Raw genomic sequence first — 22823 nt, forward strand, 5'->3', positions numbered from 1 at the left:
GGGGGCTTGCTCCCGATGGTGGTGTATCAGGTAAGAAAATCTTAGCTGACCCACCGCCATCGGGAGCAAGCCCCCTCCCACAGTTTTAGCGGCTGGCGAGCAATTCTTTGCCGCGCACGACCGCTGCCTTGACCTGTGCCGGCGCAGTGCCGCCCACATGGTTGCGGGCATTTACCGAGCCTTCCAGGGTCAGCACGGCAAACACATCCTGTTCGATCTGGTCGCTGAACTGGCGCAGTTCTTCCAGGCTCATTTCCGCGAGGTCCTTGCCGGTGTCCACCCCGTATTTCACCGCGTGGCCGACGATTTCGTGGCAGTCACGGAACGGCAGGCCACGGCGCACCAGGTAGTCCGCCAGGTCGGTTGCCGTGGAGAAACCCCGCAGGGCTGCTTCACGCATGATCGCGTGTTTGGGCTTGATCGCGGGGATCATGTCGGCAAAGGCGCGCAGCGAATCACGCAGGGTGTCCGCGGCGTCGAACAGCGGTTCCTTGTCTTCCTGGTTGTCCTTGTTGTAGGCCAATGGTTGGCCTTTCATCAGGGTCAACAGGCCCATTAGCGCGCCGAATACACGGCCGCTCTTGCCGCGCACCAACTCAGGCACGTCAGGGTTTTTCTTTTGCGGCATGATCGAGCTGCCGGTGCAGAAGCGGTCCGGCAGGTCGATGAACTGGAATTGGGCACTGGTCCATAGCACCAGTTCTTCGGAGAAGCGCGACAGGTGCATCATCGCGATACTGGCGGCGGCACAGAATTCGATGGCGAAGTCGCGGTCCGAAACGCCGTCCAGGGAGTTGCCGCCCACGGCGTCAAAACCCAGCAGTTGCGCGGTGTACTCGCGGTCGATCGGGTAGGTGGTGCCGGCCAGCGCAGCGCTGCCCAACGGCATACGGTTGGCGCGCTTGCGGCAATCGACCAGGCGCTCGTAATCGCGACTGAGCATTTCGAACCAGGCCAGCAGGTGGTGGCCGAAGGTCACTGGCTGTGCGGTCTGCAAGTGAGTGAAGCCGGGCATGATGGTGTCCGATTCACGCTCGGCCTGCTCCAGCAGACCTTTTTGCAGGCGGGTGATTTCGGCCAGGATCAGGTCGATTTCATCGCGCAGCCACAGGCGAATATCGGTGGCTACCTGATCGTTACGGCTGCGGCCGGTGTGCAGTTTCTTGCCGGTCACGCCGATGCGATCGGTCAGGCGTGCCTCGATGTTCATGTGCACGTCTTCCAGATCGACGCGCCAGTCGAACGTGCCTGCCTCGATTTCACCGCGGATGGTGGTCAGGCCGTCGATGATGCTGTCACGCTCGGCGTCGGTCAGCACGCCGACCTTGGCCAGCATCGTGGCATGGGCGATGGAGCCCATGATGTCGTGGCGGTACAGGCGCTGGTCGAAGGTGACGGAGGCGGTGAAGCGCGCGACGAAGGCGTCGACGGGTTCACTGAAGCGGCCGCCCCAGGACTGGTTGGTCTTGTCGGTGCTCATGGATTCGCTCGTGATCTGCTTGAAAGAGGCATGAAGGTGTACCGGCGATAATAACAGGGTTGCCCGTGAAGGCGGTGCCGCGGGTGATCGGCAATTTTATTTGTGTCGTAGATGGCTAAGTGCCTTGCCGCCGAACGCATCCGGGACGAGACTGGAGATACGTACTTATTGAAACGATATTTGACGATTGAGCAATATCGTCTCAGTGAGCGTCTACAGTTGGACTGCTAGTGTGTGAATGCACCAAAGTCTGGTGATGCGGTCATAACCAGACTATCCATTAAACAGGGGGGTATTCGGATTGTGTATCAGTGAACCCTACGACGATGCCCGAAGGCAGCAGGTCTTGGGCTCTATTGAACAGGTCCGGGTAAATTTGGGTGCCGCTCTCAGGGCACTTTTTGCCGCTCGCGCTAGTCTTAGCGTGGATCGCTGTGACGCAAGTCACCGCACCTGTCTACGCTATCCTTGTGCGAGACTCACGCAGGAATCCAGCGCAATATGAATGTCCTGATCGTTGATGACGAACCCCAAGCCCGCGAGCGACTGAGCCGTCTAGTCAGTGAACTCGAGGGTTATACAGTCCTTGAACCGAGTGCCACCAGCGGTGAGGAGGCGTTGACGCTGATCGACAGCCTCAAGCCGGATGTGGTGCTGCTCGATATCCGTATGCCGGGCTTTGATGGCCTGCAAGTCGCTGCCCGCCTGAGCGAACGCGAATCGCCACCTGCCGTGGTGTTGTGCGCGGCCCAGGAAGAGTTCTCTGCACAGACGCTGGAAGACAGCGGTGTCAGTTTTCTCGTCAAGCCGGTCACCGCCGAGGCCTTGCTCAAAGCCTTGAAAAAAGCCGAGCGTCCCAGCCGTGCCCAACTTGCCGCACTGACCCAGCCTGCGGCCCAAAGTGGTAACGGGCCACGCAGCCACATCAGTGCGCGCACCCGCAAAGGCATCGAGCTGATCCCGCTCAACCAGGTGGTCTACTTTATTGCCGATCACAAGTACGTGACCCTGCGCCACGAAGCTGGCGAAGTGCTGCTGGATGAGCCGCTCAAGGCTCTTGAGGATGAATTCGGCGACCGTTTTGTGCGTATCCATCGCAACGCGCTGGTAGCCCGCGAACGTATCGAGCGCTTGCAGCGCACACCCCTGGGGCACTTTCAGCTCTTCCTGAAGGGGCTCAATGGCGATGCGTTGATCGTCAGCCGACGCCATGTCGCCGGCGTGCGCAAGATGATGCAGCAGCTTTAGCCCAAGGGCTGGGGCGCGGTCTGCCTTCCTTATCCCGGTGCGATGTGGCCAGGGAGGCCCCGCACTTGCTGATTCAAATCAAAGCGTATTTGCCTGAGCTGTTATTATCCGCCGTATCTATTCAGTACGGATTGATCCATGTCCTCTCGCGAAATCCGCATCGCCACCCGTAAAAGCGCCTTGGCCTTGTGGCAGGCCGAATACGTCAAAGCACGCCTTGAGCAGGCTCATCCGGGCCTCAAGGTATCCCTGGTGCCCATGGTCAGTCGCGGCGACAAGCTGCTGGACTCACCCCTGTCGAAAATCGGCGGCAAGGGTCTTTTCGTCAAGGAGCTGGAAACTGCGCTGCTGGAAAACGAAGCCGACATCGCTGTGCATTCGATGAAAGACGTGCCCATGGACTTCCCTGAAGGCCTGGGCCTTTTTTGCATCTGCGAGCGCGAAGATCCGCGTGATGCCTTTGTTTCCAATACCTACGCGTCCCTGGATGACTTGCCGCTGGGCAGCATCGTCGGCACCTCCAGCCTGCGTCGCCAGGCTCAGTTGTTGACACGTCGGCCCGACTTGCAGATTCGCTTTTTGCGCGGCAACGTCAATACGCGCCTGGCCAAGCTGGATGCCGGCGAATATGACGCGATCATTCTTGCCGCCGCCGGCTTGATCCGCTTGGGCTTCGAAGATCGCATCACATCGGCCATCAGCGTCGAAGACAGCCTGCCCGCCGGCGGGCAGGGCGCAGTCGGCATCGAATGTCGGACCGTCGACAGCGAAATCCACGCACTGCTCAAGCCCCTCGATCACGCCGATACCGAAGTTCGTGTGACCGCCGAGCGCGCCCTGAACAAACACCTCAATGGCGGCTGCCAAGTCCCCATCGCCTGCTATGCCGTACTCGAAGGTGAGAACCTGTGGCTGCGTGGCCTGGTGGGGGATCCGGATGGCGGTACCCTGCTGACCGCCCAGGTGCGTGGGCCGCAACGAGATGCGACGGCCTTGGGGATTCAGGTTGCCGAGGAGTTGCTGGACAAAGGCGCCGGTGCCATTTTGCAAAAAGTCTATGGCGAGGCCGGTCCGCAGTGACCGACTGGCGAGTGCTGCTGACGCGGCCTGCCGAGGAGTCGACAGCCCTGGCGGCTTTATTGTCCCAGGCCGGTATATACAGCAGCCGTCTGCCGTTGCTGGAGACGCAAGCGTTAGCGGTCACGGCTGAGCAACAAGCGGTGTTTGACGCGTTGCAGCGTTATTGCGCGGTCATTGTTGTGAGCAAGCCGGCCGCGCGCCTGGCGCTGCAACGGTTGGGGAATGCCGTGCCGCCAATGCCGTGGTTCAGCGTCGGTGCGGCGACGGCGCAGATCCTCGCCGGTCATGGCCTCGACGTTCATTATCCCGCCACTGGCGATGACAGCGAGGCCTTGCTTCAATTGCCTGCATTGCGCGAGGCTATCGCACAGCCGGGCGCCAAGGTGCTGATCCTGCGTGGCGAGGGCGGCCGCGAGTTGCTGGCAGAGCGTTTGCGCGAGCAAGGTGCTAGTGTCGACTATCTGGAATTGTATCGGCGTTTTCTCCCGGTCTACGAGACGGGTGCGCTGATGCAACGCATCCGGTTGGAACGCTTGAACGGCCTGGTGGTCAGCAGTGGGCAGGGTTTTTTACACCTGCAAGCCCTGGCGGGCACCGATTGGCCACAGGTGGCACAGCTGCCGTTGTTCGTGCCCAGCCCGCGCGTCTATGAGATGGCGCGGGCCGCTGGCGCAAAAAAAGTTGTGGATTGTCGCGGCGCGAGTGCCGCGGCTTTGTTAGTGGCGTTGGGGAGCTATCCCGTTCCCACTCTCTGATACGCAAAGGACGGATACGTGAGCGAAACAGCCTTGCCTAAAGATGAAGCTCAGCCCGCGCTTGATGCGCCGGTCGAGACACCGGTCACCGCGCCGCGCCGTGGCAATGGCCTGGCGGTCGTCGCCTTGCTGCTAGGGGCTGCTGGCGTAGCTGCTGGCGGCTGGGGGATCTGGCAGGTCCGCGCCCTTCAAGCCAGCAGCCAACATCAATTGAGCCAAGTGCAGACCCTGGATGACCAATCCCAGAGCCTCAAGCAAAGCCAGCAACAGTTGGCCGCCCGTCTGGCGCAATTGCCGGGTGCGGACGAGCTGGAAGAGCGCCGCCGCCTGGTTGCCCAGTTGCAGGGCGATCAGCAACGCCTGAGCCAGCGCCTCGAAACGGTGTTGGGCGCCAGCCGCAAGGATTGGCGCCTGGCCGAGGCGGAGCATCTGATCCGTCTGGCCAGTTTGCGTTTGTCTGCCTTGCAAGACATCAACAGTGCGCAGTCGCTGGTCCAGGGCGCCGACGAGATTCTTCGCGAGCAGAGCGACCCAGGGGCTTTCACCGCCCGTGAGCAACTGGCCAAGAGCCTTGCCGCATTGCGCAGCACTGAGCAACCAGACCGCACCGGCCTGTACCTGCAACTGGCGGCCTTGCGTGACCAGGTCGTGCAACTGGCGGCGATTGCCCCGGAGTATCAGCTTACGGAACCTGCTTCCCAAGGGCGCCCCACCAGCGATACGCAGAACCAGTTGAGCCAGTGGTGGGAACAGATTTCCCGCTATTTCCGCATCGACTTCAACCCGGATGACAATATCCGGCCATTGTTGGCAGGCCAGGGTTTGAACCAAGTGCGCCTGGCCTTGAGCCTGGCGCTGGAGCAGGCGCAGTGGGCCGCGCTCAACGGCGAGTCGGCGGTATACAGCCGCTCGCTGGGCGAAGCGCGCAGCGTATTGCAAGACAACTTCAATCAGGACAACCCGCAGAGCAAGGCGATGCTGGCGCGTATCGCTGAACTTGAGCCCAAGGCCGTGTCGGTGGTGACGCCGGACCTGGCTGCGAGCCTGGCCGCCGTGCAGGCTTACCTTGAACGTCGTCATCTGTCTGCCGACGAAGCCAAGGCCGCGGCCGGCAAACCGGCGACCCAGGAGTAGAGCTGATGAAGCGTTTCTATGTGATCCTGGTGCTGGCGATTGCAGTCGCCCTCGCACTGGCCGTGGGTATTTCGAAACACACCGGCTACGTGCTGATTACCTATCCGCATTTGCTGCATTACGAGTCAAGCCTGTGGGCTACCCTGGTGGCGGTGTTTGCCATCGGCCTGGCGATCTACCTGGTTCGTGTGTTGCTGAGCCTGATCACCACCTCCGGTGGCGTGGTCAATCCATGGTCGCGACGCAACCGCAGCCGCCGTGTGCAGATCGCGATCGAGCAAGGTCAGATGGACCTTGCCGAGGGCCGCTGGGCCAGTGCCGAGCGCCACTTGCACCGCGCTGCCGAAGCAGAGCGTCAGCCGCTGCTCTATTACATCGGTGCTGCCCGTGCGGCCAATGAGCAGGGCCGCTATGAGGAATCCGACGGCTTGCTGGAGCGCGCCCTGGAGCGCCAGCCGCAGGCGGAATTGGCCGTAGCCCTGAGCCATGCGCAACTGCAGATGGACCGCGGCGATACTGAAGGCGCCCTGGTTACGCTTCAGGCGATGCACGAGCGTCACCCGCATAACGCGCAGGTACTCAGGCAGCTACAGCGCCTGCATCAGCAGCGTGGCGATTGGTCGTCGGTGATTCGCCTGCTGCCTGAGCTGCGCAAGGACAAAGTCTTGCCCGCCAGTGAGCTGGCCGAGCTGGAACGTCGTGCCTGGGGCGAAAACCTGAGCCTGGCTGCCCAGCGTGAGGAGCAGGGCGAGGCGGGCTTGCAGTCTCTGGAGCGTGCCTGGGAGCAACTGACTTCGGCCCAGCGCCAGCAGCCACAATTGGTGCTGGCCTATGCCGACCAGCTGCGTCGGCTAGGCGCGGATGGGAAGGCCGAGGAAGTGCTGCGTGGTGCCCTCAAGCGCGACTATGACAGCCATCTGATTCGGCTGTATGGCCTGTTGCGTGGCAGTGACCCGGCGCGCCAGTTGAAGTTTGCCGAAGGCTGGCTCAAGGACCATCCGGGCGATGCCAGCTTGCTGCTGACGCTTGGCCGTCTGTGCCTGCAAAACAGCCTGTGGGGCAAGGCGCGGGACTATCTGGAAAGCAGCCTGCAAGTTCAGCGCAACCCCGAAGCCTGTGCCGAATTGGCCCGCCTACTGGCCCAACTGGGCGACACCGAGCGCAGCAACCAGCTGTTTCAGGAAGGTCTGGGGCTGCTCGACAATCGTCTGTTGTCCTCGCCTCTGCCAGTACCCGCGCGTATTTGAAGTAGGAAAGGGTGAATGGATTGGCTCGGATCTATCCGACACCCGATCCTTAAAACCCCAATAAACACTCGGTATAACTGACGTGATGACTAATTCCTACTTGTTGTAACTGGATTTCCGCCATGCCTTGGCGGAATGTCCTTGCTTCTTCGCGGAATTGTCTGCTCCGGGGCGTCTTGAAAGGGGTCGGGCCTTTCCTCTACCGTAGCGACCTATCTCTTGCAGTGCGGATAAACAATGTCTTTGGCCCCTTTACGCTCCTTGTTTTTGCTGGCGTTCATGGCGGGTGCGCTGACGTTGGGCGCGTCCTTCTATCTGGAATACGGCGCGTTGCTACAGCCTTGCTTTCTGTGCCAGGTACAACGTCTGCTTCTGGCCACTTTTGCGCTGATCAACCTGATGGCCGCCCTTCATAATCCCGGGCGCTCCGGCCTTTGCCTGTATGGGCTGGCGAGCACCGTGTGTGCATTATTGGGTGCCATCACTGCCGGGCGCCAAGTGCTATTGCAGAATATTCCGTCAGGTGCGGGCCGGGATTGCTGGCCCAGCCTGCACTACATGATCGAAAACCTGTCGTTCTGGCAGGCGGCGCGGTCAGTGTTCAACGGGACTGTCGATTGCGTTGAAATCAACTGGACGCTATTTGACCTGAGCCTGCCGGAGTGGAGCCTGTTGTTCTTTGTGGCGATGTTGATCCTGGGTGTCATGCAATGCTCGCGGCTGTTGTTCAGTAAGCATTTGCGCATCACAACGTCATGAAAACGGGACGCGCGTTGTAGGAGGGGATTAAACACTTGTATGAACATTCTCTCCTGCGTACCTTGAAGCCATAGTCCTGCGGGCATAATCTGGCCCGCACGCGTATCCAAACCATTTGTCAGACGCGGCTTTGTTCGACTGCTGCTTAATCCTTCAAGTGTTGCGCAGGTACAGAGCAGCAGCGCCCCTATAGGGAAGAGAGATCATCATGCTGGAAAGTTGTCAGAATGCTCAGGAACGTTGGGGTGGGGTGCACAAGCTGATCGACAGCTGGCTGAAGGCACGCCACGAACTGGTTCGGGCCTTTGATGCTCTCGGTGCCAAGCCCGAAGCATTGGGTGAGAATCGCGAGCCATTGCAGGATTTCTGTGGGGTACTGGTTGACTACGTATCGGCAGGCCATTTCGGCGTCTACGAGCAACTGACCAAAGAGGCGGAAGCCTTCGACGACCAGCGTGGCCTCGACCTGGCAGAGACTATTTACCCGCGCATCGATGTGATCACGGAAAAACTGCTGGCGTTCACCGACCTGTGTGACGCAGGGAAATGCGTAGCGGAAAAATTCAAAGAACTGGGCGCGCTGCTGCATGAACGTTTCGAGCTGGAAGACTGCTTGATCGAAGTACTGCACAACGCCCATAAGGAAGAGGCTGCCACCCAAGTCTGAAGCTTGGTAGGGAGATAAAAAACGGTGCGCATGTCGCACCGTTTTTTATGGGTCAGTGGCGAGTGCCGAGCAGTTCTATCTCGAACACCAGCGGTGTATAGGGCGGGATCAACTCACCTGCGCCGTCTGCGCCATAGGCCTGGGCTGAAGGAATCACCAGACGCCATTTCGCACCCACCGGCATCTGTTGCAATGCACTGTTCCAACCGCTGATCACGCTGTTCAGGCGAAACCATTGTGGTTGCGTACTTTTGTCAAAGACAGTTCCGTCAGGCAGTCGGCCCACGTATTTCACCTGCACTTCATCGCTGGCTAACGGCTTGTTGCCAGTGCCCGGTGCCAGCTCGGTGAGCAGAATCCCATTTGCCAATTCACGAACACCACTGGCGGCGTTTTCCCGAGTTAGAAATTGCTGTTCGGCGGCGAGTGCTTTTTCGCTTTGAGGTAGCTGGGCGTTGGCGGCGTTTTGCGCTTCGTGCTCGGTGAGAATCTGTTCGATGCGCGCGTTGTCGAGCGCCAGCGGCTTGCCTTGATAGGCTTGCTTGAGGCCGTCGATCAGGGCCTGGATCTGCAGGTCGGGGACTTCCTGGCGCAACCGTTCGCCGAGGCTTGCGCCCAAGCTATAGGCTAGATCATGCGCCTCTGTGGCAGTGTTTTTTGACGGCGATTGCTCGCTCGCATCGGCCACGAAGATCGCCAAGCCAAGCACTAGAAAAAGATAACGCGACATGGACATTCTCCCGGCGAAAGTGCGACGGATTATGCCAGTGTGAGTGCGTAAAAACTGGTGAGCATTTGCGTTATATCGATAAGAATTTTCGTACCGTGCAACGCAAGCCCAACGATACTGTCAACATGCGCTAGCGGCGGTAAGAGCAGAGGGCTAGTATGAGCCGCACCCACGTCAGCCAGGAGGTAAACCATGTCGGCCAAACAGAAGCCTGTAAATACCCCGTTGCACTTGCTCCAACAACTTTCGGGCAGCTTGCTCGAACATCTGGAAAGCGCATGTTCCCAGGCGTTGGCCGATGCAGAAAAACTGCTCGCCAAACTGGAAAAACAACGCGGTAAAGCGCAAGAAAAGCTGCACAAGTCCCGTACCAAACTGCAAGACGCCGCTACTGCCGGCAAGTCCAAGGCGCAAGCCAAAGCCAAGGGCGCAGTCAAAGAACTTGAGGACCTGCTGGATGCCCTCAAGGATCGTCAAGCTGAAACCCGCAGCTACATTTCCCAACTCAAAAAAGACGCTCAAGAAAGCCTGAAGCTGGCCCAAGGCGTTGGTCGTGTGAAGGAAGCCGTAGCTAAAGCGCTGGGGGCTCGTACACCCGCAAAAGTTGCAGCCAAGCCCGCTGCCAAAACCGCTGCTGCCAAGCCAGTTGCTAAAACTGCAGCTGCCAAACCAGCAGCCAAGCCAGCCGCTAAAACTGCAGCTGCCAAACCAGCAGCCAAGCCAGCCGCTAAAACTGCAGCCGCGAAACCAGCAGCCAAGCCAGCCGCTAAACCTGCAGCCGCGAAACCAGCAGCCAAGCCAACCGCTAAAACTGCAGCCGCGAAACCAGCAGCCAAGCCAGCCGCTAAAACTGCAGCCGCGAAACCAGCAGCCAAGCCAGCCCAAACCAGCAGCCAAGCCAGCCGCTAAAACTGCAGCTGCCAAACCAGCAGCCAAGCCAGCCGCTAAACCTGCAGCCGCGAAACCAGCAGCCAAGCCAGCCGCTAAACCTGCAGCCGCGAAACCAGCAGCCAAGCCAACCGCTAAAACTGCAGCCGCGAAACCAGCAGCCAAGCCAGCCGCTAAAACTGCAGCCGCGAAACCAGCAGCCAAGCCAGCCGCCAAACCTGCAGCCGCGAAACCAGCAGCCAAGCCAGCCGCCAAACCTGCTGCCGTCAAACCAGCAGCCAAGCCAGCCGCCAAACCTGCAGCCGCGAAACCAGCAGCCAAGCCAGCCGCTAAACCTGCTGCTGCCAAACCAGCAGTCGCCAAGCCAGCCACTCCAGCGGCACCGGCAGCATCCACCGCTCCAACCGCATCGGCCAGCACCACGCCTGCACCGGTAGCGCCAAGCACCACCCCAGCCAGCGCTTCCTAAGCGTCGGTGGCCGCGACGCGCAGCGCCTGCAGCGCGTCGTGGTCAAGGTTGGCGGCTTCGGTCGCCAGGCCTTCAAGCCATTCGTACTGACCCACCACCTCATTGATCGGCCATGCCTGCGCCAAGGTTTCCAGGCGCGCCAGCAGTGTTCGTTCAGCCTCCAGCTCCAGGGCTTTGACCCGCTCGCGCAACGATGCCAGCTGCGTATCCTGCTGCGCCAGGGCTCGCCATTGCACGCGCAGGTATCGCAACGGTTCGACAACCTGCACCCGCCACGGACGGGCAAGCTGTTGCAGCGCCTGCACCCGCTCAGGTGTATGTGCCACACCGCGCCGCTCCAGCCAGGCACCACACAGCAGCAGGCATACATCCGCGCCTTGTTCCTGCAAACGCAGGCAAGCGGCCTCTACACCCGGGCGAGCGTAGGTAGAAAGGGCAAAGCTCCACAGGTCAGCGCACATATTCACACCCAAGCCAGCGGCCAACGAAGCTGGTAGACTCCGCCGCCATTATGATCCGACTTCAAAGCCTAACATTACAGCGTGGCCCGCAACGTCTTCTCGAAGACGCCGAGCTGACCCTGCACGCCGGTCACAAAGCCGGCCTGATCGGTGCCAATGGCGCCGGCAAATCCACGTTGTTCGCCTTGCTGCTCGGTGAGCTGACCCCGGATTCCGGGGACTGCCTGCTGCCGGCCGACTGGCGCATCGCCCATATGCGCCAGGAGATCGACACCCTGGACCGCATCGCGATCGACTACGTGCTCGATGGCGACCTGCGCCTGCGCCAGGTGCAACACGACCTCGCCGAAGCCGAAAAAGCCCAGGACGGTGCCGCCCAGGCCCGCCTGCACGCCGAGCTGGACAGTGCAGACGGCTACACCGCCGACGCCCGTGCCCGCAAAATGCTCGCTGGCCTTGGCTTTACCAACGAACAGATGGACCGCCCGGTCGCCGACTTCTCCGGCGGCTGGCGCATGCGCCTGAATCTGGCCCAGGCACTGATGTGCCCCTCCGACCTGTTACTGCTCGACGAACCGACCAACCACCTGGACCTCGATGCGATCCTGTGGCTGGAAGATTTCCTCAAGAGCTACCAGGGCACCTTGCTGCTGATTTCCCACGACCGGGATTTCCTCGACGCCGTGGTCGACAACATCGCCCACGTCGAGCAGAAGAAAATCACCCTCTACCGTGGCGGCTACACCGCGTTCGAACGCGCACGCGCCGAACGCCTGGCCCAGCAGCAACAGGCCTTTGAAAAGCAACAGGCGCAACGTGCGCACATGGAAAGCTACATTGCCCGCTTCAAGGCCCAGGCCACCAAGGCCCGTCAGGCCCAGAGCCGCATCAAGGCGCTGGAGCGCATGGAAGAACTGTCGGCGGCCCACGTCGATTCGCCGTTCGATTTCGTGTTCCGTGAGTCGGTGAAGATCTCAAGCCCCCTGCTCGATCTGTCGGACGCTCGCTTGGGCTACGGCGACAAGACCATCCTGGAGAAGGTCAAGCTGCAGCTCACGCCGGGCGCACGCATTGGTTTGCTCGGCCCCAACGGCGCGGGCAAGTCGACGCTGATCAAGAACCTGTCGGGTGAGCTTGAGCCACTGGCTGGCCGCCTGACCCGTGGCGAGAACACGGTGGTGGGCTACTTCGCCCAGCACCAACTGGACTCGCTTGATGCCAAGGCCAGCCCGCTGTTGCACCTGCAACGCCTGGCGCCCACCGAGCGCGAGCAAACCCTGCGCGACTTCCTCGGCGGTTTCGACTTCCGGGGGGCGCGTATCGACGAGCCAGTGCTGAATTTCTCCGGGGGCGAAAAAGCCCGACTGGCCCTGGCCCTGATCGCCTGGGACCGTCCAAACCTGCTGCTGCTCGACGAACCGACCAACCACCTGGACCTGGAGATGCGCCTGGCACTGACCATGGCCCTGCAGGAGTTCAGCGGTGCGGTACTGGTGGTGTCTCACGATCGCCACCTGCTCAAGAGCACCACCGACAACTTCCTGCTGGTGGCCGACGGCAAGGTCGAAGAATTCGACGGCGACCTGGACGACTACGCACGCTGGCTGACCGAGTACCGCCTGCGCAATGCGCCGGCCAGCAACACCCCGGTCAACCCGGACAAGACCGACAAGAAAGCCCAGCGCCAGGCCGCCGCCGCGCTGCGCCAGCAGCTGGCGCCGCACAAGCGTGAGGCCGACAAGCTGGAAGCCGAGCTGGGCAAGGTGCACGAGCGCCTGGCCAAGATCGAAACCAGCCTGGGTGATAGTTCCGTGTACGAGGCGGCGCGCAAGGATGAGCTGCGTGACCTGCTGGCCGAACAGGCCAAGCTCAAGGTGCGCGAAGGGCAATTGGAGGAAACCTGGATGGAGGCCCTCGAACTGCTCGAAACCTTGCAAGCGGAGCTGGAGGCGCTGTCCTGATGGAAGCGTTGCAACTGCCGGTACCGGCGCAATGGGTCGAGCCCGTATGGATCGGCGTGCAAATCCTGCTGATCCTGCTGGCCGGCTACCTGGCCCAGCGCTTCGTCGCCAAGGGCCTGACGCGCCTGGGTGAGCGTTACCCGTTCCCGCCGCAACTGCTGATGCCCCTGCGCGGCGGCTTGCGCTGGCTGATCATGGGCAGTGCGCTGATCTTTGTGCTGGGGCGCCTGGGGGTGTCTGCCACGGTGTTGTGGACGGCGCTGTCAGGGTTTGTCGCGGTAGCGGCAGTGGCGTTCTTCGCCATGTGGTCGGTGCTGTCCAACCTGTTGTGCGCAATTCTGATCTTCACCGTCGGGCCGTTCCGCCTTGGGGATATTGTCGAGTTGGTGGACACCGTCGACAAACCCGGCGTGAAGGGCAGGGTCGTGGCGATCAACCTGCTTTACACCACATTGATCGAAGTAGAAGAAGCCGGGACCAGCAGCGCGATGGTGCAAGTGCCTAACAGCTTGTTCTTTCAGCGCTCGGTGCGCCGTTGGCCTGGCACCCATGTATTTCCGGGCGACCGCTAGCGTTTACATCTTGTAAAAATCTATAGCCAGCCTTCGGTCGGTAGAGTTAGCTTAAAGGCACAATCGCTGACTCCCTTCTGAGGTGCGCAATGGCTCTCGACACATGGCTGGCCTTTTTCCTGGCCAGTTGGATCATCTCCCTTTCTCCTGGCGCCGGTGCCATCGCCTCGATGTCCAGCGGCCTGCAATACGGTTTTGTCCGTGGCTACTGGAACGCCATTGGCCTGCAACTGGGCCTGGCGATGCAGATTGCCGTGGTCGCGGGTGGCCTGGGGGCCATTCTGGCGGCGTCGTCTACCGCGTTCTATGCGATCAAATGGTTTGGCGTGGCCTACCTGGTGTACCTGGCCATCAAGCAATGGCGCGCCCTGCCCATGGACATGACCGATGACGCCGCCGTGCGCCCGATCGGGAAGCCGATGGCGATGATGTTCCGCGGCTTTTTGGTCAACGCCAGCAACCCTAAGGCCCTGGTGTTCATGCTGGCGGTGTTGCCGCAATTCGTGAACCCGCAGGCGCCGCTGTTGATTCAGTACCTGATCCTCGGTGCAACCATGATCAGCGTCGATATGATCGTGATGGCGGGTTACACGGGGTTAGCGTCGAAAGTCTTGCGTCTGTTGCGTACGCCTAAACAACAGAAGCGCGTAAACCGCACATTCGCCGGCTTGTTTGTTGGCGCTGCCGGCTTCCTCGCCAGCCTGCATCGCGCTACTGCGTAATTGCCTAAACCGAATCGAAATGTGGAAGGGGCAAGCTCCCTCCCACATTGGATTTAGGGGTGATATGAAATAACACCTTGAGTCGAATTCATTAAAGCTCAACAATAGTGTTACTTCGTATTTCCACTTGAGATTCATTCATGACTGCCCCTTTCCGCTTTCTTGCGTGGCTGCTGTTGCCGGCGCTGATGTCGTGCAGCTTCAATCTCTTGGCCGCGACCGCCGAAGGCGCGCCACAGGCCCTGCATTTGCTGGATTACATCGGCGCCGACTACCCGCCTACGGTAGAGGCAGGCAAGGTGGTAGACGACTCGGAATACCGCGAGCAGGTGGAGTTTCTCGGAGTGCTGCAGGGTTTGGTGGCTGATCTGCCCGACAAACCCGAGCGCGCTGAGTTGATAAGCGGCGTTAATGAATTGCTGGCGGCGGTCACCGCCCATCAGGACGGCGCGAGCGTGGCCCGCCAGGCTCGTCAGTTGGGCGCCAAGCTGGCCGTGGCGTATGAAGTCAGCCAAGCACCGGCCATCACGCCGGACCCGACACGCGGCGCGCCGCTTTATGCCCAGCATTGTTCGGTGTGCCACGGCACTGTCGGCGCCGGTGATGGTCCGGCTGGCATGGGCATGACGCCGCCCCCCGCTAACCTGCGTGACGCCACGCGCCTGGATCGCTTGAGCCTGTATGCGATCTACAACACCCTCGGTCTGGGTGTCGAAGGCACTGATATGCCGTCGTTCGCTGACCAACTGGACGATCGCCAGCGCTGGGACCTGGCGACCTATATCGCCGGTTTCACCGCCGACCCGGCTGCCGCCAAAAGCGAGCAGGCGTTCAACCTCGCCGACCTGGCGCGCCAGACCCCCAATGAAGTGCTCGCCGCTGACGGCCCTGGCGCTGCGGCGACGTTCCGCGCCCAGCGTGCTCAGCCGCCACAGGTTCAACGTGGTCCCGCGCAGTTGCTCGACTACACGGCCGCCACGCTGGACAAGAGCCTTGCGGCCTTCCGCAACGGCGACCACGAGCAGGCCTATGATTTGTCCGTCGCTGCCTACCTGGAAGGCTTCGAGCTGGTGGAAAGCTCCCTGGATAACGTCGACGCCAATGTGCGCAAAGACACCGAGAAGGCCCTGATGGCGTATCGGCAATCGTTGCAGGATGGTTTGCCTATGGAGCAGGTGCAGCAGCGTCTGGACGTTGCCAAAGGCAAACTCACTGAATCCGCCGGCTTGCTGGGCGGCGATGGCCTGAGCTGGTCATTGAGCTATATCTCTGGCCTGCTGATCCTGTTGCGCGAAGGCCTGGAAGCGATTCTGGTGCTAGCGGCGATCCTCGCCTTCCTGCGTAACACCGGCCAGCAGTCGGCGGTTCGCAGCGTCAACGTCGGTTGGGGCCTGGCGCTGTTGGCAGGCTTGGCTACGTGGGCCTTGGCGGCGTATGTGATTGACGTCAGCGGGGCCCAGCGAGAACTGCTCGAAGGCTGCACGGCGCTGTTCGCCAGCGTGATGGTGCTATGGCTCGGCGTGTGGATGCACGACCGGCGTCACGCGGCGGCCTGGCAGGATTACATCAAGAGCAGCCTGGTGGGCGGCGGCGGCCGTTTCGGTTTTGCCGTGCTGGCGTTCTTCTCGGTTTATCGCGAGCTGTTCGAAGTGATCCTGTTCTACGAAACCCTGTGGCTGCAGGCCGGCCCTGCCGGGCACAACGCGGTGCTGGCCGGTGGTGCCACTGCGCTGGTGCTGCTGGTGGGCCTGGCCTGGGTGATCCTGCGTGGCTCGGCGAAGTTGCCGTTGGCGCTGTTCTTCGGCATCAACGCTGCGTTGCTGTGCGCACTGTCGGTGGTGTTCGCCGGGCACGGTGTCAAGGCCTTGCAGGAGGCGGGCATCTTCGGCACGCGGCCGGTGCCGTTTTTTGACTTCGACTGGCTGGGCATTCATGCAGATGCGTATTCGTTGGGCGCGCAGGCTGTGGCGATCCTGGCGATTGTGGTGCTGTATGGCCGCAGCCGGCTGACCGAGAAGCGCCGGGCGGCGGTGTAGCATGCGGGTATGGATCGACGCCGACGCCTGCCCTCGGGCGGCCAAGGACCAGGTAGTGAAGTTTGCCCTCAAGCGCCAGTTCGAGGTGGTGCTGGTGGCCGGGCAGAGCCAGATCAAGCCGAGCTTTTCCTGTGTGAAGCTGATCGTGGTGCCCAGTGGCCCCGACGCGGCCGATGATTACCTGGTTGAGCACGCCGTACCCGGCGAACTGGTGATTTGCAGTGACGTGCCCTTGGCCGATCGGCTGGTGAAGAAGGGCGTCACGGCCCTCGATCCGCGAGGCAAGGAGTTCAGCCCTGCGAACATGAGTGAGCGCCTGGCGGTGCGCAACCTGTTCACCGACCTGCGTGAGCAAGGTCAGATGGGCGGCGGACCACCGCCCCATGGCGAGAAGGATAAGCAGGCGTTTGCCAATGCCCTGGACCGAATCCTTACACGTCTTATGCGCCCAGCCTGACCTGTCAGTCGTTCTCGTGGGTCAACTCCAGCACCCGATCCACCAACTTGTTGATCCCTGACGCCACTTCACTGATGTTCTTGCCGAGCATATACGCCGGCGTACTGACCAGCTTGCGCGCCTTGTCCTCGACGATATCTTCCACCGTGCATTCGTGGTGCGTGGCGCCCATCTTGTCCAGGGCAGCCGCTGTGTCGGCATCGTTACCGATGGTGCAGGTCACGCCAGGGCCGTAGATCTTCGCGGCCAGGGCCGGAGAGATGCAGATCAACCCCACCGGCTTGCCTGCTTCGGCAAACGCTTCAGCCAGTTCCAGCACCTGCGGGTTGACGCTGCAGCCGGCGCCCTCCACGGCGAAGTTCGACAGGTTCTTCGCTGCGCCAAACCCGCCCGGCACGATCAGGGCGTCGAAGTCGGCGGCATTGGCTTGGCCAATATCCTTCACTGCGCCCCGGGCGATACGCGCAGACTCCACCAGCACATTGCGCGACTCGGGCATTTCTTCGCCGGTGAGATGGTTGATCACGTGCAATTGCGCAATATCGGGTGCAAAGCATTCCACTTGAGCGCCGCGCTGGTCCAGGCGCAGCAACGTGATCACGCTCTCGTGAATCTCTGCGCCGTCGTATACGCCACAGCCGGAAAGGATCACTGCAATCTTTTTGCTCATGGGCATTTCTCCTGATTCATGGCGTTAAATGTCTACTAATTTGTAACCTGTTGCCAATGGGATCTCACGTCGCTGCACCTAATCTTGATGTAACAAAAATAGACCGGACTAGCCCATGGACTTTGTGCCTTACGCAGTACCGTTTTTTATCGCCCTGATCGTTGTGGAGCTGCTGGCCGACCGTTGGCGCGGTGCACGCAACTACCGAGTAGCGGACGCCATCAACAGCCTCAGCACCGGTGTGCTGTCCACCACGACCGGTTTGCTGACCAAGGGCGTGGGCCTGTTGACCTACGCGTTCGCCCTCAAGCACCTGGCGCTCATCGAGTTGTCGGCCCAGAATGCCTGGACCTGGGTGTTCGCCTTTGTGTTCTATGACTTCTGTTATTACTGGCTGCATCGCATGGGCCATGAGCGCAATATCCTGTGGGCCGCGCATTCGGTGCATCACCAGAGCGAGGACTACAACCTCACCACCGCCTTGCGCCAGACCAGCACCGGTTTTCTGCTGAGCTGGATCTTCTACCTGCCTCTGGCTGTGGTCGGCGTGCCGCTGGTGGTGTTTATCAGCGTGGCTTCGCTCAACCTGTTGTATCAATTCTGGGTCCACACCCGCCACGTTCCCAAGCTGGGCTGGTTTGAGTGGTTCTTCGTGACGCCGTCCAATCATCGGGCCCACCACGCACAGAATGCTCTCTACATGGATCGTAATTACGGCGGGGTGTTCATTATTTGGGACCGGCTGTTCGGTACTTTTCAAGAGGAAGACGACAACGAGCCGGTGATCTTTGGGGTAACCACACCCCTGGCCAGTTGGAACCCGCTGTGGGCCAACCTGCAGTTTTATGCGCAGTTATGGAGTGACGCCCGGCGCACCGAGAGCTGGTGGGACAAGTTGCGCATCTGGTTCATGCGCACCGGCTGGCGCCCGGCGGACGTCAAAGCCAAATACCCGATAGCCAAGCCGGACCTGAGCCAGTTTCGCAAGTTCGAAGTGCCTTTGGATGCGCGGCAGCAGGTCTACATCGCCTTGCAATTTGCTGCTTATGTGGGCTTTGGCAGTTATCTGATGAATTTCGGTGAGGGCCTGCCTACGGCGGCGTTGGTGCTCGGCTGGGGCGCGATGGCCCTGGGCCTGTTTACGTTGGGGGTGGCACTGGAGAATCGCCCATGGGCGTTGAAGGCCGAGCTGGCGCGCCTGGCGCTGAACCTGCCGTTGGTATGGCTGGCGCCGCTGGTCGGTTTGTGGCCTGCCAGCCCTCTCGCCTGGCTGGGCCTGGCGAGCTACAGCCTGCTCAGCGTGATTGGTCTCTACTGTTGCAGAGGCCGTTTTACTCGGTTGGCGTCTTAGGCGTTTCGACCGAGGCTTGCTCGACAGCCTGTCGCGCCTTGGCCTCGGCACACGCTTGGCGGGCGATGCGAGCATTCTTGAAGCGACGTCGCAGCCACAGGCCAAAACCCAGCACCAGCAAGGCGCCCAGTACCCATAGCTCGTACTTCTTGACGCTGCCGAGCATACCTTCCAGCACCGCACCGAAATGATAGGCCGCAGCCCCCAGTGCAGCGGCCCAGATCGCCGCACCAATACCGTTGAGGATCAGGTAGCGCATCGGCGGGTAACCGGACAGGCCGATCGCCACGGGCATCACCGTGCGCAACCCGTAGACAAAGCGAAAGCTCAGTACCCAGATATCCGGGTGCTTGCGGATATGCTCCAGTGCCTTGTCGCCCATCAACTGCCAGCGCGGCTTGCGTGCCAGCAGCTTGCGGCCGTGCTTGCGCCCCATGTAGTACCAAAGCTGGTCGCCGGCATAGCTGCCAAAAAAGGCAACGACCACCACCAGGTTGATATCCATGTAGCCACGAAACGCCAGGAAGCCTGCGAGTACGAGGATGGTCTCGCCTTCGAAAAATGTGCCGAGAAAGAGGGCAAAGTAGCCGAAGTCATGCAGAAATTGTTGAAGCATGGTCTGGGGTGCTGGCGAAATGAACGCGCAGCCTACGCCTTCACGAAGATTCATGAAAGTATCGAGATGTGTCACGAAGTGAACAATTCCTACATAAATGACGAATGCGACTACAGGTCGCATCGATAAGCACAACTGTCATTCCTTCGTCATAATGGCCGCTTATAACTGCAACGCTCGCCCGTAAACGCGGGCTCAGGAGTCTGTCGTGAGCTTTACCCCTGCCAATCGCCTGTTCCCCGCCACTCGTCTGCGTCGCAATCGTCGTGATGATTTTTCTCGCCGCCTGGTACGTGAAAATGTACTGACGACGAACGATCTCATCCTGCCGGTCTTTGTGCTCGACGGTGAAAATCGTCGGGAAGCAGTCGCCTCGATGCCGGGTGTGGAGCGTTTGACCATTGATCAGTTGCTGATCGAGGCGGCCGGTTGGGTCGAACTGGGGATCCCGGCACTGGCGCTGTTTCCGGTGACCCCACCGCAGCTCAAGTCTCTGGACGCCGCCGAAGCCTGGAACCCGCAAGGGATCGCGCAGCGCGCCACCCGTGCCCTGCGCGAGCGCTTCCCGGAGCTTGGGGTGATCACTGACGTGGCGTTGGACCCGTTCACCACGCACGGCCAGGATGGCATTCTTGACGAAGAGGGTTATGTTCAGAACGACATCACCGTCGATGCACTGGTCAAGCAGGCTTTGTCGCACGCAGCGGCGGGCGCCCAGGTGGTTGCGCCGTCGGACATGATGGACGGGCGTATCCAGGCGATTCGCGAAGCCCTTGAGCTGGCCGGTCACGTCAATGTACGAATCATGGCCTACTCGGCCAAATACGCCAGCGCCTATTACGGCCCCTTTCGCGATGCGGTGGGGTCGGCGCTGAACCTGGGCAAGGCCAACAAGGCTTCGTACCAGATGGACCCGGCCAATAGCCAGGAAGCGCTGCACGAAGTGGCGGCCGACCTGGCCGAAGGCGCCGATATGGTGATGGTCAAGCCCGGGATGCCGTACCTGGACATCCTTTATCGGGTCAAAGAGGAATTCAAAGTGCCGACCTTTGTCTATCAGGTCAGCGGTGAATACGCCATGCACATGGCGGCGATCCAGAATGGTTGGTTGAGTGAAGGGGTGATCCTCGAATCCCTGACTGCCTTTAAACGTGCCGGCGCTGATGGCATTCTGACCTACTTCGCCGCCCGCGCTGCCCAATTGCTTAGAGAGCAACAATAGCCCTCACAGGAACACTCGATGAATACCGAAGGACTCTCCGAAGTTGCCGTAAAAGACGCTCACCCGGTGGTTGAACAAGTTTCCCAGACCCCGCCGGAGCTGGAGCCTGCCCCGCCAGCGGTGGTTGCCGAAGCACCTGCGCCGGCACCGGTGGCCGTGGTCACCAACCTGGATGACAGCAGCCTGTACATCCATCGCGAGTTGTCACAACTGCAATTCAACATCCGCGTGCTGGAGCAGGCGCTGGATGAGTCCTACCCGTTGCTGGAGCGGCTGAAATTCCTGCTGATCTTCTCCAGCAACCTGGATGAGTTCTTCGAGATTCGCGTTGCCGGCCTCAAGAAGCAGATCACCTTTGCCCGTGAACAAGCCGGGGCCGACGGCCTGCAACCGCACCAGGCGTTGGCGCGCATCAGTGAGCTGGTACATGGTCATGTGGACCGCCAGTACGCAATCCTCAACGACATCCTGCTGCCGGAACTGGAAAAGCATCAGGTCCGCTTCATTCGTCGTCGTCACTGGACCGCCAAGATCAAGACCTGGGTGCGCCGTTATTTCCGGGACGAGATTTCGCCGATCATTACCCCCATCGGCCTGGACCCTACGCACCCGTTCCCACTGCTGGTGAACAAGAGCCTCAACTTCATCGTCGAGCTTGAAGGTATCGATGCCTTCGGTCGCGATTCGGGCCTGGCGATTATCCCGGCCCCGCGTCTGTTGCCACGCATCATCAAGGTACCGGAAGAGGTAGGGGGCGCTGGCGACAACTATGTATTCCTGTCGTCGATGATCCATGCTCACGCCGATGACCTGTTCCAGGGCATGAAGGTCAAGGGCTGCTACCAGTTCCGCCTGACCCGTAACGCCGACCTGGCACTGGATTCCGAAGACGTCGAAGACTTGGCTCGCGCCCTGCGTGGCGAGCTGTTCTCGCGGCGTTATGGCGATGCGGTGCGTCTGGAAGTGGCGGATACCTGCCCTAAACACCTGTCGGACTACCTGCTCAAGCAGTTCAACCTCGCCGAATCCGAGTTGTATCAGGTCAACGGCCCGGTGAACCTGACGCGCCTGTTCAGCATTACCGGCCTGGACAGCCATCCGGAGCTGCAATACAAGCCGTTCACGCCACAGATCCCGAAACTGCTGCAAAACAGCGAGAACATCTTCAGTGTTGTGAGCAAGCAGGACATTCTATTGCTGCACCCCTTCGAGTCGTTCACCCCAGTGGTCGACCTGCTGCGCCAGGCGGCCAAGGACCCGCATGTTCTGGCCGTGCGCCAGACCCTCTACCGCAGTGGCGCCAACTCGGAAATCGTCGATGCGTTGGTGGATGCTGCGCGTAACGGCAAGGAAGTCACCGCGGTGATCGAGTTGCGTGCGCGCTTTGACGAAGAGTCCAACCTGCAACTGGCCAGCCGTCTGCAAGCCGCCGGTGCGGTGGTGATCTACGGCGTGGTCGGCTTCAAGACCCACGCCAAGATGATGTTGATCCTGCGCCGCGAGGCCGGGGAGATCGTGCGCTACGCCCACTTGGGCACCGGCAACTACCACGCCGGCAACGCCAAGCTCTACACCGACTACAGCCTGCTGACATCCGACGACGCACTGTGCGAAGACGTCGGCAAGTTGTTCAGCCAGCTCATCGGCATGGGCAAGACCTTGCGCATGAAAAAGCTGCTGCACGCGCCGTTCACCCTCAAGAAGGGCATGCTCGACATGATTGCCCGCGAGACCCAGTTTGCCCTCGATGGCAAGCCGGCGCACATCATCGCCAAGTTCAACTCGCTGACCGATCCGAAGATCATCCGCGCGCTGTACAAGGCCAGCCAGTCGGGCGTGCGCATCGATCTGGTGGTGCGTGGCATGTGCTGCCTGCGTCCGGGTATTGTCGGCGTGTCGCATAACATCCACGTGCGCTCGATCATCGGCCGCTTCCTGGAGCACACCCGTGTGTTCTACTTCCTCAACGGTGGTGAAGAGCAGATGTTCCTCTCCAGCGCCGACTGGATGGAACGCAACCTCGATAAGCGTGTGGAGACCTGCTTCCCGGTGGAAGGCAAGAAGCTGATCATGCGGGTCAAGAAGGAGCTGGAAAGCTACCTTACCGACAACACCCACAGCTGGAGCCTGCAGTCGGACGGGCGTTATGTACGCAACACCCCGACCGGCAACCAGAACCCGCGCAGCGCGCAGGCGACGTTGCTGGAGAAGTTGGGTAGCCCGATTCTTGCGGTGAACTAAAACCCAGCACCAGCAAGGTCTAAAAATGTGGGAGGGGACTTGCTCCCTCCCACATTT

Annotated in this window: 20 protein-coding genes and 1 pseudogene; 16 read left to right on the forward strand and 5 right to left on the reverse strand. The window is 60.8% G+C overall.

Annotated features, from left to right (window positions below):
• Positions 1-85 precede the first annotated feature (85 nt).
• On the reverse strand, positions 86-1480 hold the full coding sequence (gene argH / locus TK42_RS10595) for an argininosuccinate lyase (protein WP_005792438.1): 1395 nt from the start codon (positions 1478-1480) through the stop codon (positions 86-88).
• 501 nt (positions 1481-1981) lie between these two features.
• Here argH and TK42_RS10600 point away from each other — a divergent pair.
• From TK42_RS10600 to TK42_RS10630, 7 genes are all read left to right on the forward strand, one after another.
• Positions 1982-2728, forward strand: coding sequence for a LytTR family DNA-binding domain-containing protein (locus TK42_RS10600; protein ID WP_005792437.1), 747 nt, complete (start codon positions 1982-1984; stop codon positions 2726-2728).
• 138 nt (positions 2729-2866) lie between these two features.
• Positions 2867-3808: a hydroxymethylbilane synthase gene (hemC, locus tag TK42_RS10605; RefSeq protein WP_032878783.1), complete on the forward strand. Its 942-nt coding sequence runs from the start codon at positions 2867-2869 to the stop codon at positions 3806-3808.
• On the forward strand, positions 3805-4563 hold the full coding sequence (locus TK42_RS10610) for a uroporphyrinogen-III synthase (protein ID WP_032878785.1): 759 nt from the start codon (positions 3805-3807) through the stop codon (positions 4561-4563). The genes hemC and TK42_RS10610 overlap by 4 nt, the downstream gene beginning before the upstream one ends.
• Before the next feature lie 18 nt (positions 4564-4581).
• Positions 4582-5697, forward strand: coding sequence for a uroporphyrinogen-III C-methyltransferase (locus TK42_RS10615; protein WP_032878787.1), 1116 nt, complete (start codon positions 4582-4584; stop codon positions 5695-5697).
• Positions 5698-5702: 5 nt separating this feature from the next.
• Positions 5703-6944, forward strand: coding sequence for a heme biosynthesis protein HemY (locus TK42_RS10620; protein WP_103734173.1), 1242 nt, complete (start codon positions 5703-5705; stop codon positions 6942-6944).
• A gap of 237 nt (positions 6945-7181) precedes the next feature.
• Positions 7182-7703, forward strand: a complete 522-nt coding sequence (locus tag TK42_RS10625; protein WP_078822616.1) for a disulfide bond formation protein B — start codon at positions 7182-7184, stop codon at positions 7701-7703.
• 208 nt (positions 7704-7911) lie between these two features.
• A complete protein-coding gene (locus TK42_RS10630) occupies positions 7912-8370 on the forward strand; it encodes an Rsd/AlgQ family anti-sigma factor (protein WP_032878791.1) in 459 nt (152 codons plus the stop codon).
• 52 nt (positions 8371-8422) lie between these two features.
• Here the strand turns inward: TK42_RS10630 and TK42_RS10635 are convergent, their stop codons facing one another.
• Complete coding sequence (locus TK42_RS10635) at positions 8423-9100, reverse strand: FKBP-type peptidyl-prolyl cis-trans isomerase (protein WP_103734174.1); 678 nt, start codon at positions 9098-9100, stop codon at positions 8423-8425.
• A 192-nt stretch (positions 9101-9292) separates the two neighbouring features.
• Here TK42_RS10635 and TK42_RS27040 point away from each other — a divergent pair.
• A pseudogene (locus TK42_RS27040) lies at positions 9293-10457 on the forward strand (AlgP family protein).
• On the opposite strand, the gene TK42_RS10645 reads toward TK42_RS27040, so the two are convergent.
• The gene (locus TK42_RS10645) at positions 10454-10918 is read right to left on the reverse strand and encodes a TIGR02444 family protein (RefSeq protein WP_032878795.1); all 465 of its coding nucleotides are present in this window, start codon (positions 10916-10918) and stop codon (positions 10454-10456) included. The pseudogene TK42_RS27040 and the gene TK42_RS10645 overlap by 4 nt on opposite strands.
• 50 nt (positions 10919-10968) lie before the next feature.
• Here TK42_RS10645 and TK42_RS10650 point away from each other — a divergent pair, with 50 nt between their 5' ends.
• The 5 genes from TK42_RS10650 (at position 10969) to TK42_RS10670 (ending at position 16666) form a co-directional block, all read left to right on the forward strand.
• The gene (locus TK42_RS10650; RefSeq protein ID WP_032878796.1) at positions 10969-12879 is read left to right on the forward strand and encodes an ATP-binding cassette domain-containing protein; all 1911 of its coding nucleotides are present in this window, start codon (positions 10969-10971) and stop codon (positions 12877-12879) included.
• A complete protein-coding gene (locus TK42_RS10655; protein WP_005792426.1) occupies positions 12879-13451 on the forward strand; it encodes a mechanosensitive ion channel family protein in 573 nt (190 codons plus the stop codon). The genes TK42_RS10650 and TK42_RS10655 overlap by 1 nt, the downstream gene beginning before the upstream one ends.
• A gap of 89 nt (positions 13452-13540) precedes the next feature.
• Positions 13541-14173 (forward strand): LysE family transporter, encoded by a 633-nt coding sequence (locus TK42_RS10660; RefSeq protein WP_005792425.1) that lies wholly within the window; start codon positions 13541-13543, stop codon positions 14171-14173.
• 140 nt (positions 14174-14313) lie between these two features.
• The gene (locus TK42_RS10665; RefSeq protein ID WP_103734175.1) at positions 14314-16209 is read left to right on the forward strand and encodes an FTR1 family protein; all 1896 of its coding nucleotides are present in this window, start codon (positions 14314-14316) and stop codon (positions 16207-16209) included.
• A 1-nt stretch (position 16210) separates the two neighbouring features.
• On the forward strand, positions 16211-16666 hold the full coding sequence (locus TK42_RS10670; protein WP_078822610.1) for a YaiI/YqxD family protein: 456 nt from the start codon (positions 16211-16213) through the stop codon (positions 16664-16666).
• A 4-nt stretch (positions 16667-16670) separates the two neighbouring features.
• Here the strand turns inward: TK42_RS10670 and elbB are convergent, their stop codons facing one another.
• Complete coding sequence (gene elbB, locus TK42_RS10675) at positions 16671-17336, reverse strand: isoprenoid biosynthesis glyoxalase ElbB (RefSeq protein WP_005792422.1); 666 nt, start codon at positions 17334-17336, stop codon at positions 16671-16673.
• Between the two features lie 115 nt (positions 17337-17451).
• On the opposite strand from elbB, the gene TK42_RS10680 reads away from it, so the two are divergent.
• Positions 17452-18687 carry a sterol desaturase family protein gene (locus TK42_RS10680; protein WP_103734176.1) on the forward strand — a complete coding sequence of 412 codons (1236 nt, stop codon included), beginning with the start codon at positions 17452-17454 and terminating at the stop codon, positions 18685-18687.
• Here the strand turns inward: TK42_RS10680 and TK42_RS10685 are convergent.
• Positions 18668-19303, reverse strand: a complete 636-nt coding sequence (locus TK42_RS10685) for a DedA family protein (RefSeq protein ID WP_032881179.1) — start codon at positions 19301-19303, stop codon at positions 18668-18670. The two genes, TK42_RS10680 and TK42_RS10685, sit on opposite strands and share 20 nt — an antisense overlap.
• Positions 19304-19511: 208 nt before the next feature.
• On the opposite strand from TK42_RS10685, the gene hemB reads away from it, so the two are divergent.
• Entirely contained in the window at positions 19512-20525 is a 1014-nt protein-coding gene (gene hemB, locus TK42_RS10690; RefSeq protein ID WP_005792419.1) for a porphobilinogen synthase, read from the forward strand.
• Between the two features lie 18 nt (positions 20526-20543).
• The gene (ppk1, locus tag TK42_RS10695; protein WP_005792418.1) at positions 20544-22766 is read left to right on the forward strand and encodes a polyphosphate kinase 1; all 2223 of its coding nucleotides are present in this window, start codon (positions 20544-20546) and stop codon (positions 22764-22766) included.
• Positions 22767-22823 lie beyond the last annotated feature (57 nt).

Source organism: Pseudomonas sp. GZJR-8 (genome assembly GCF_002916705.1).
GTDB lineage: Bacteria > Pseudomonadota > Gammaproteobacteria > Pseudomonadales > Pseudomonadaceae > Aquipseudomonas > Aquipseudomonas synxantha_A.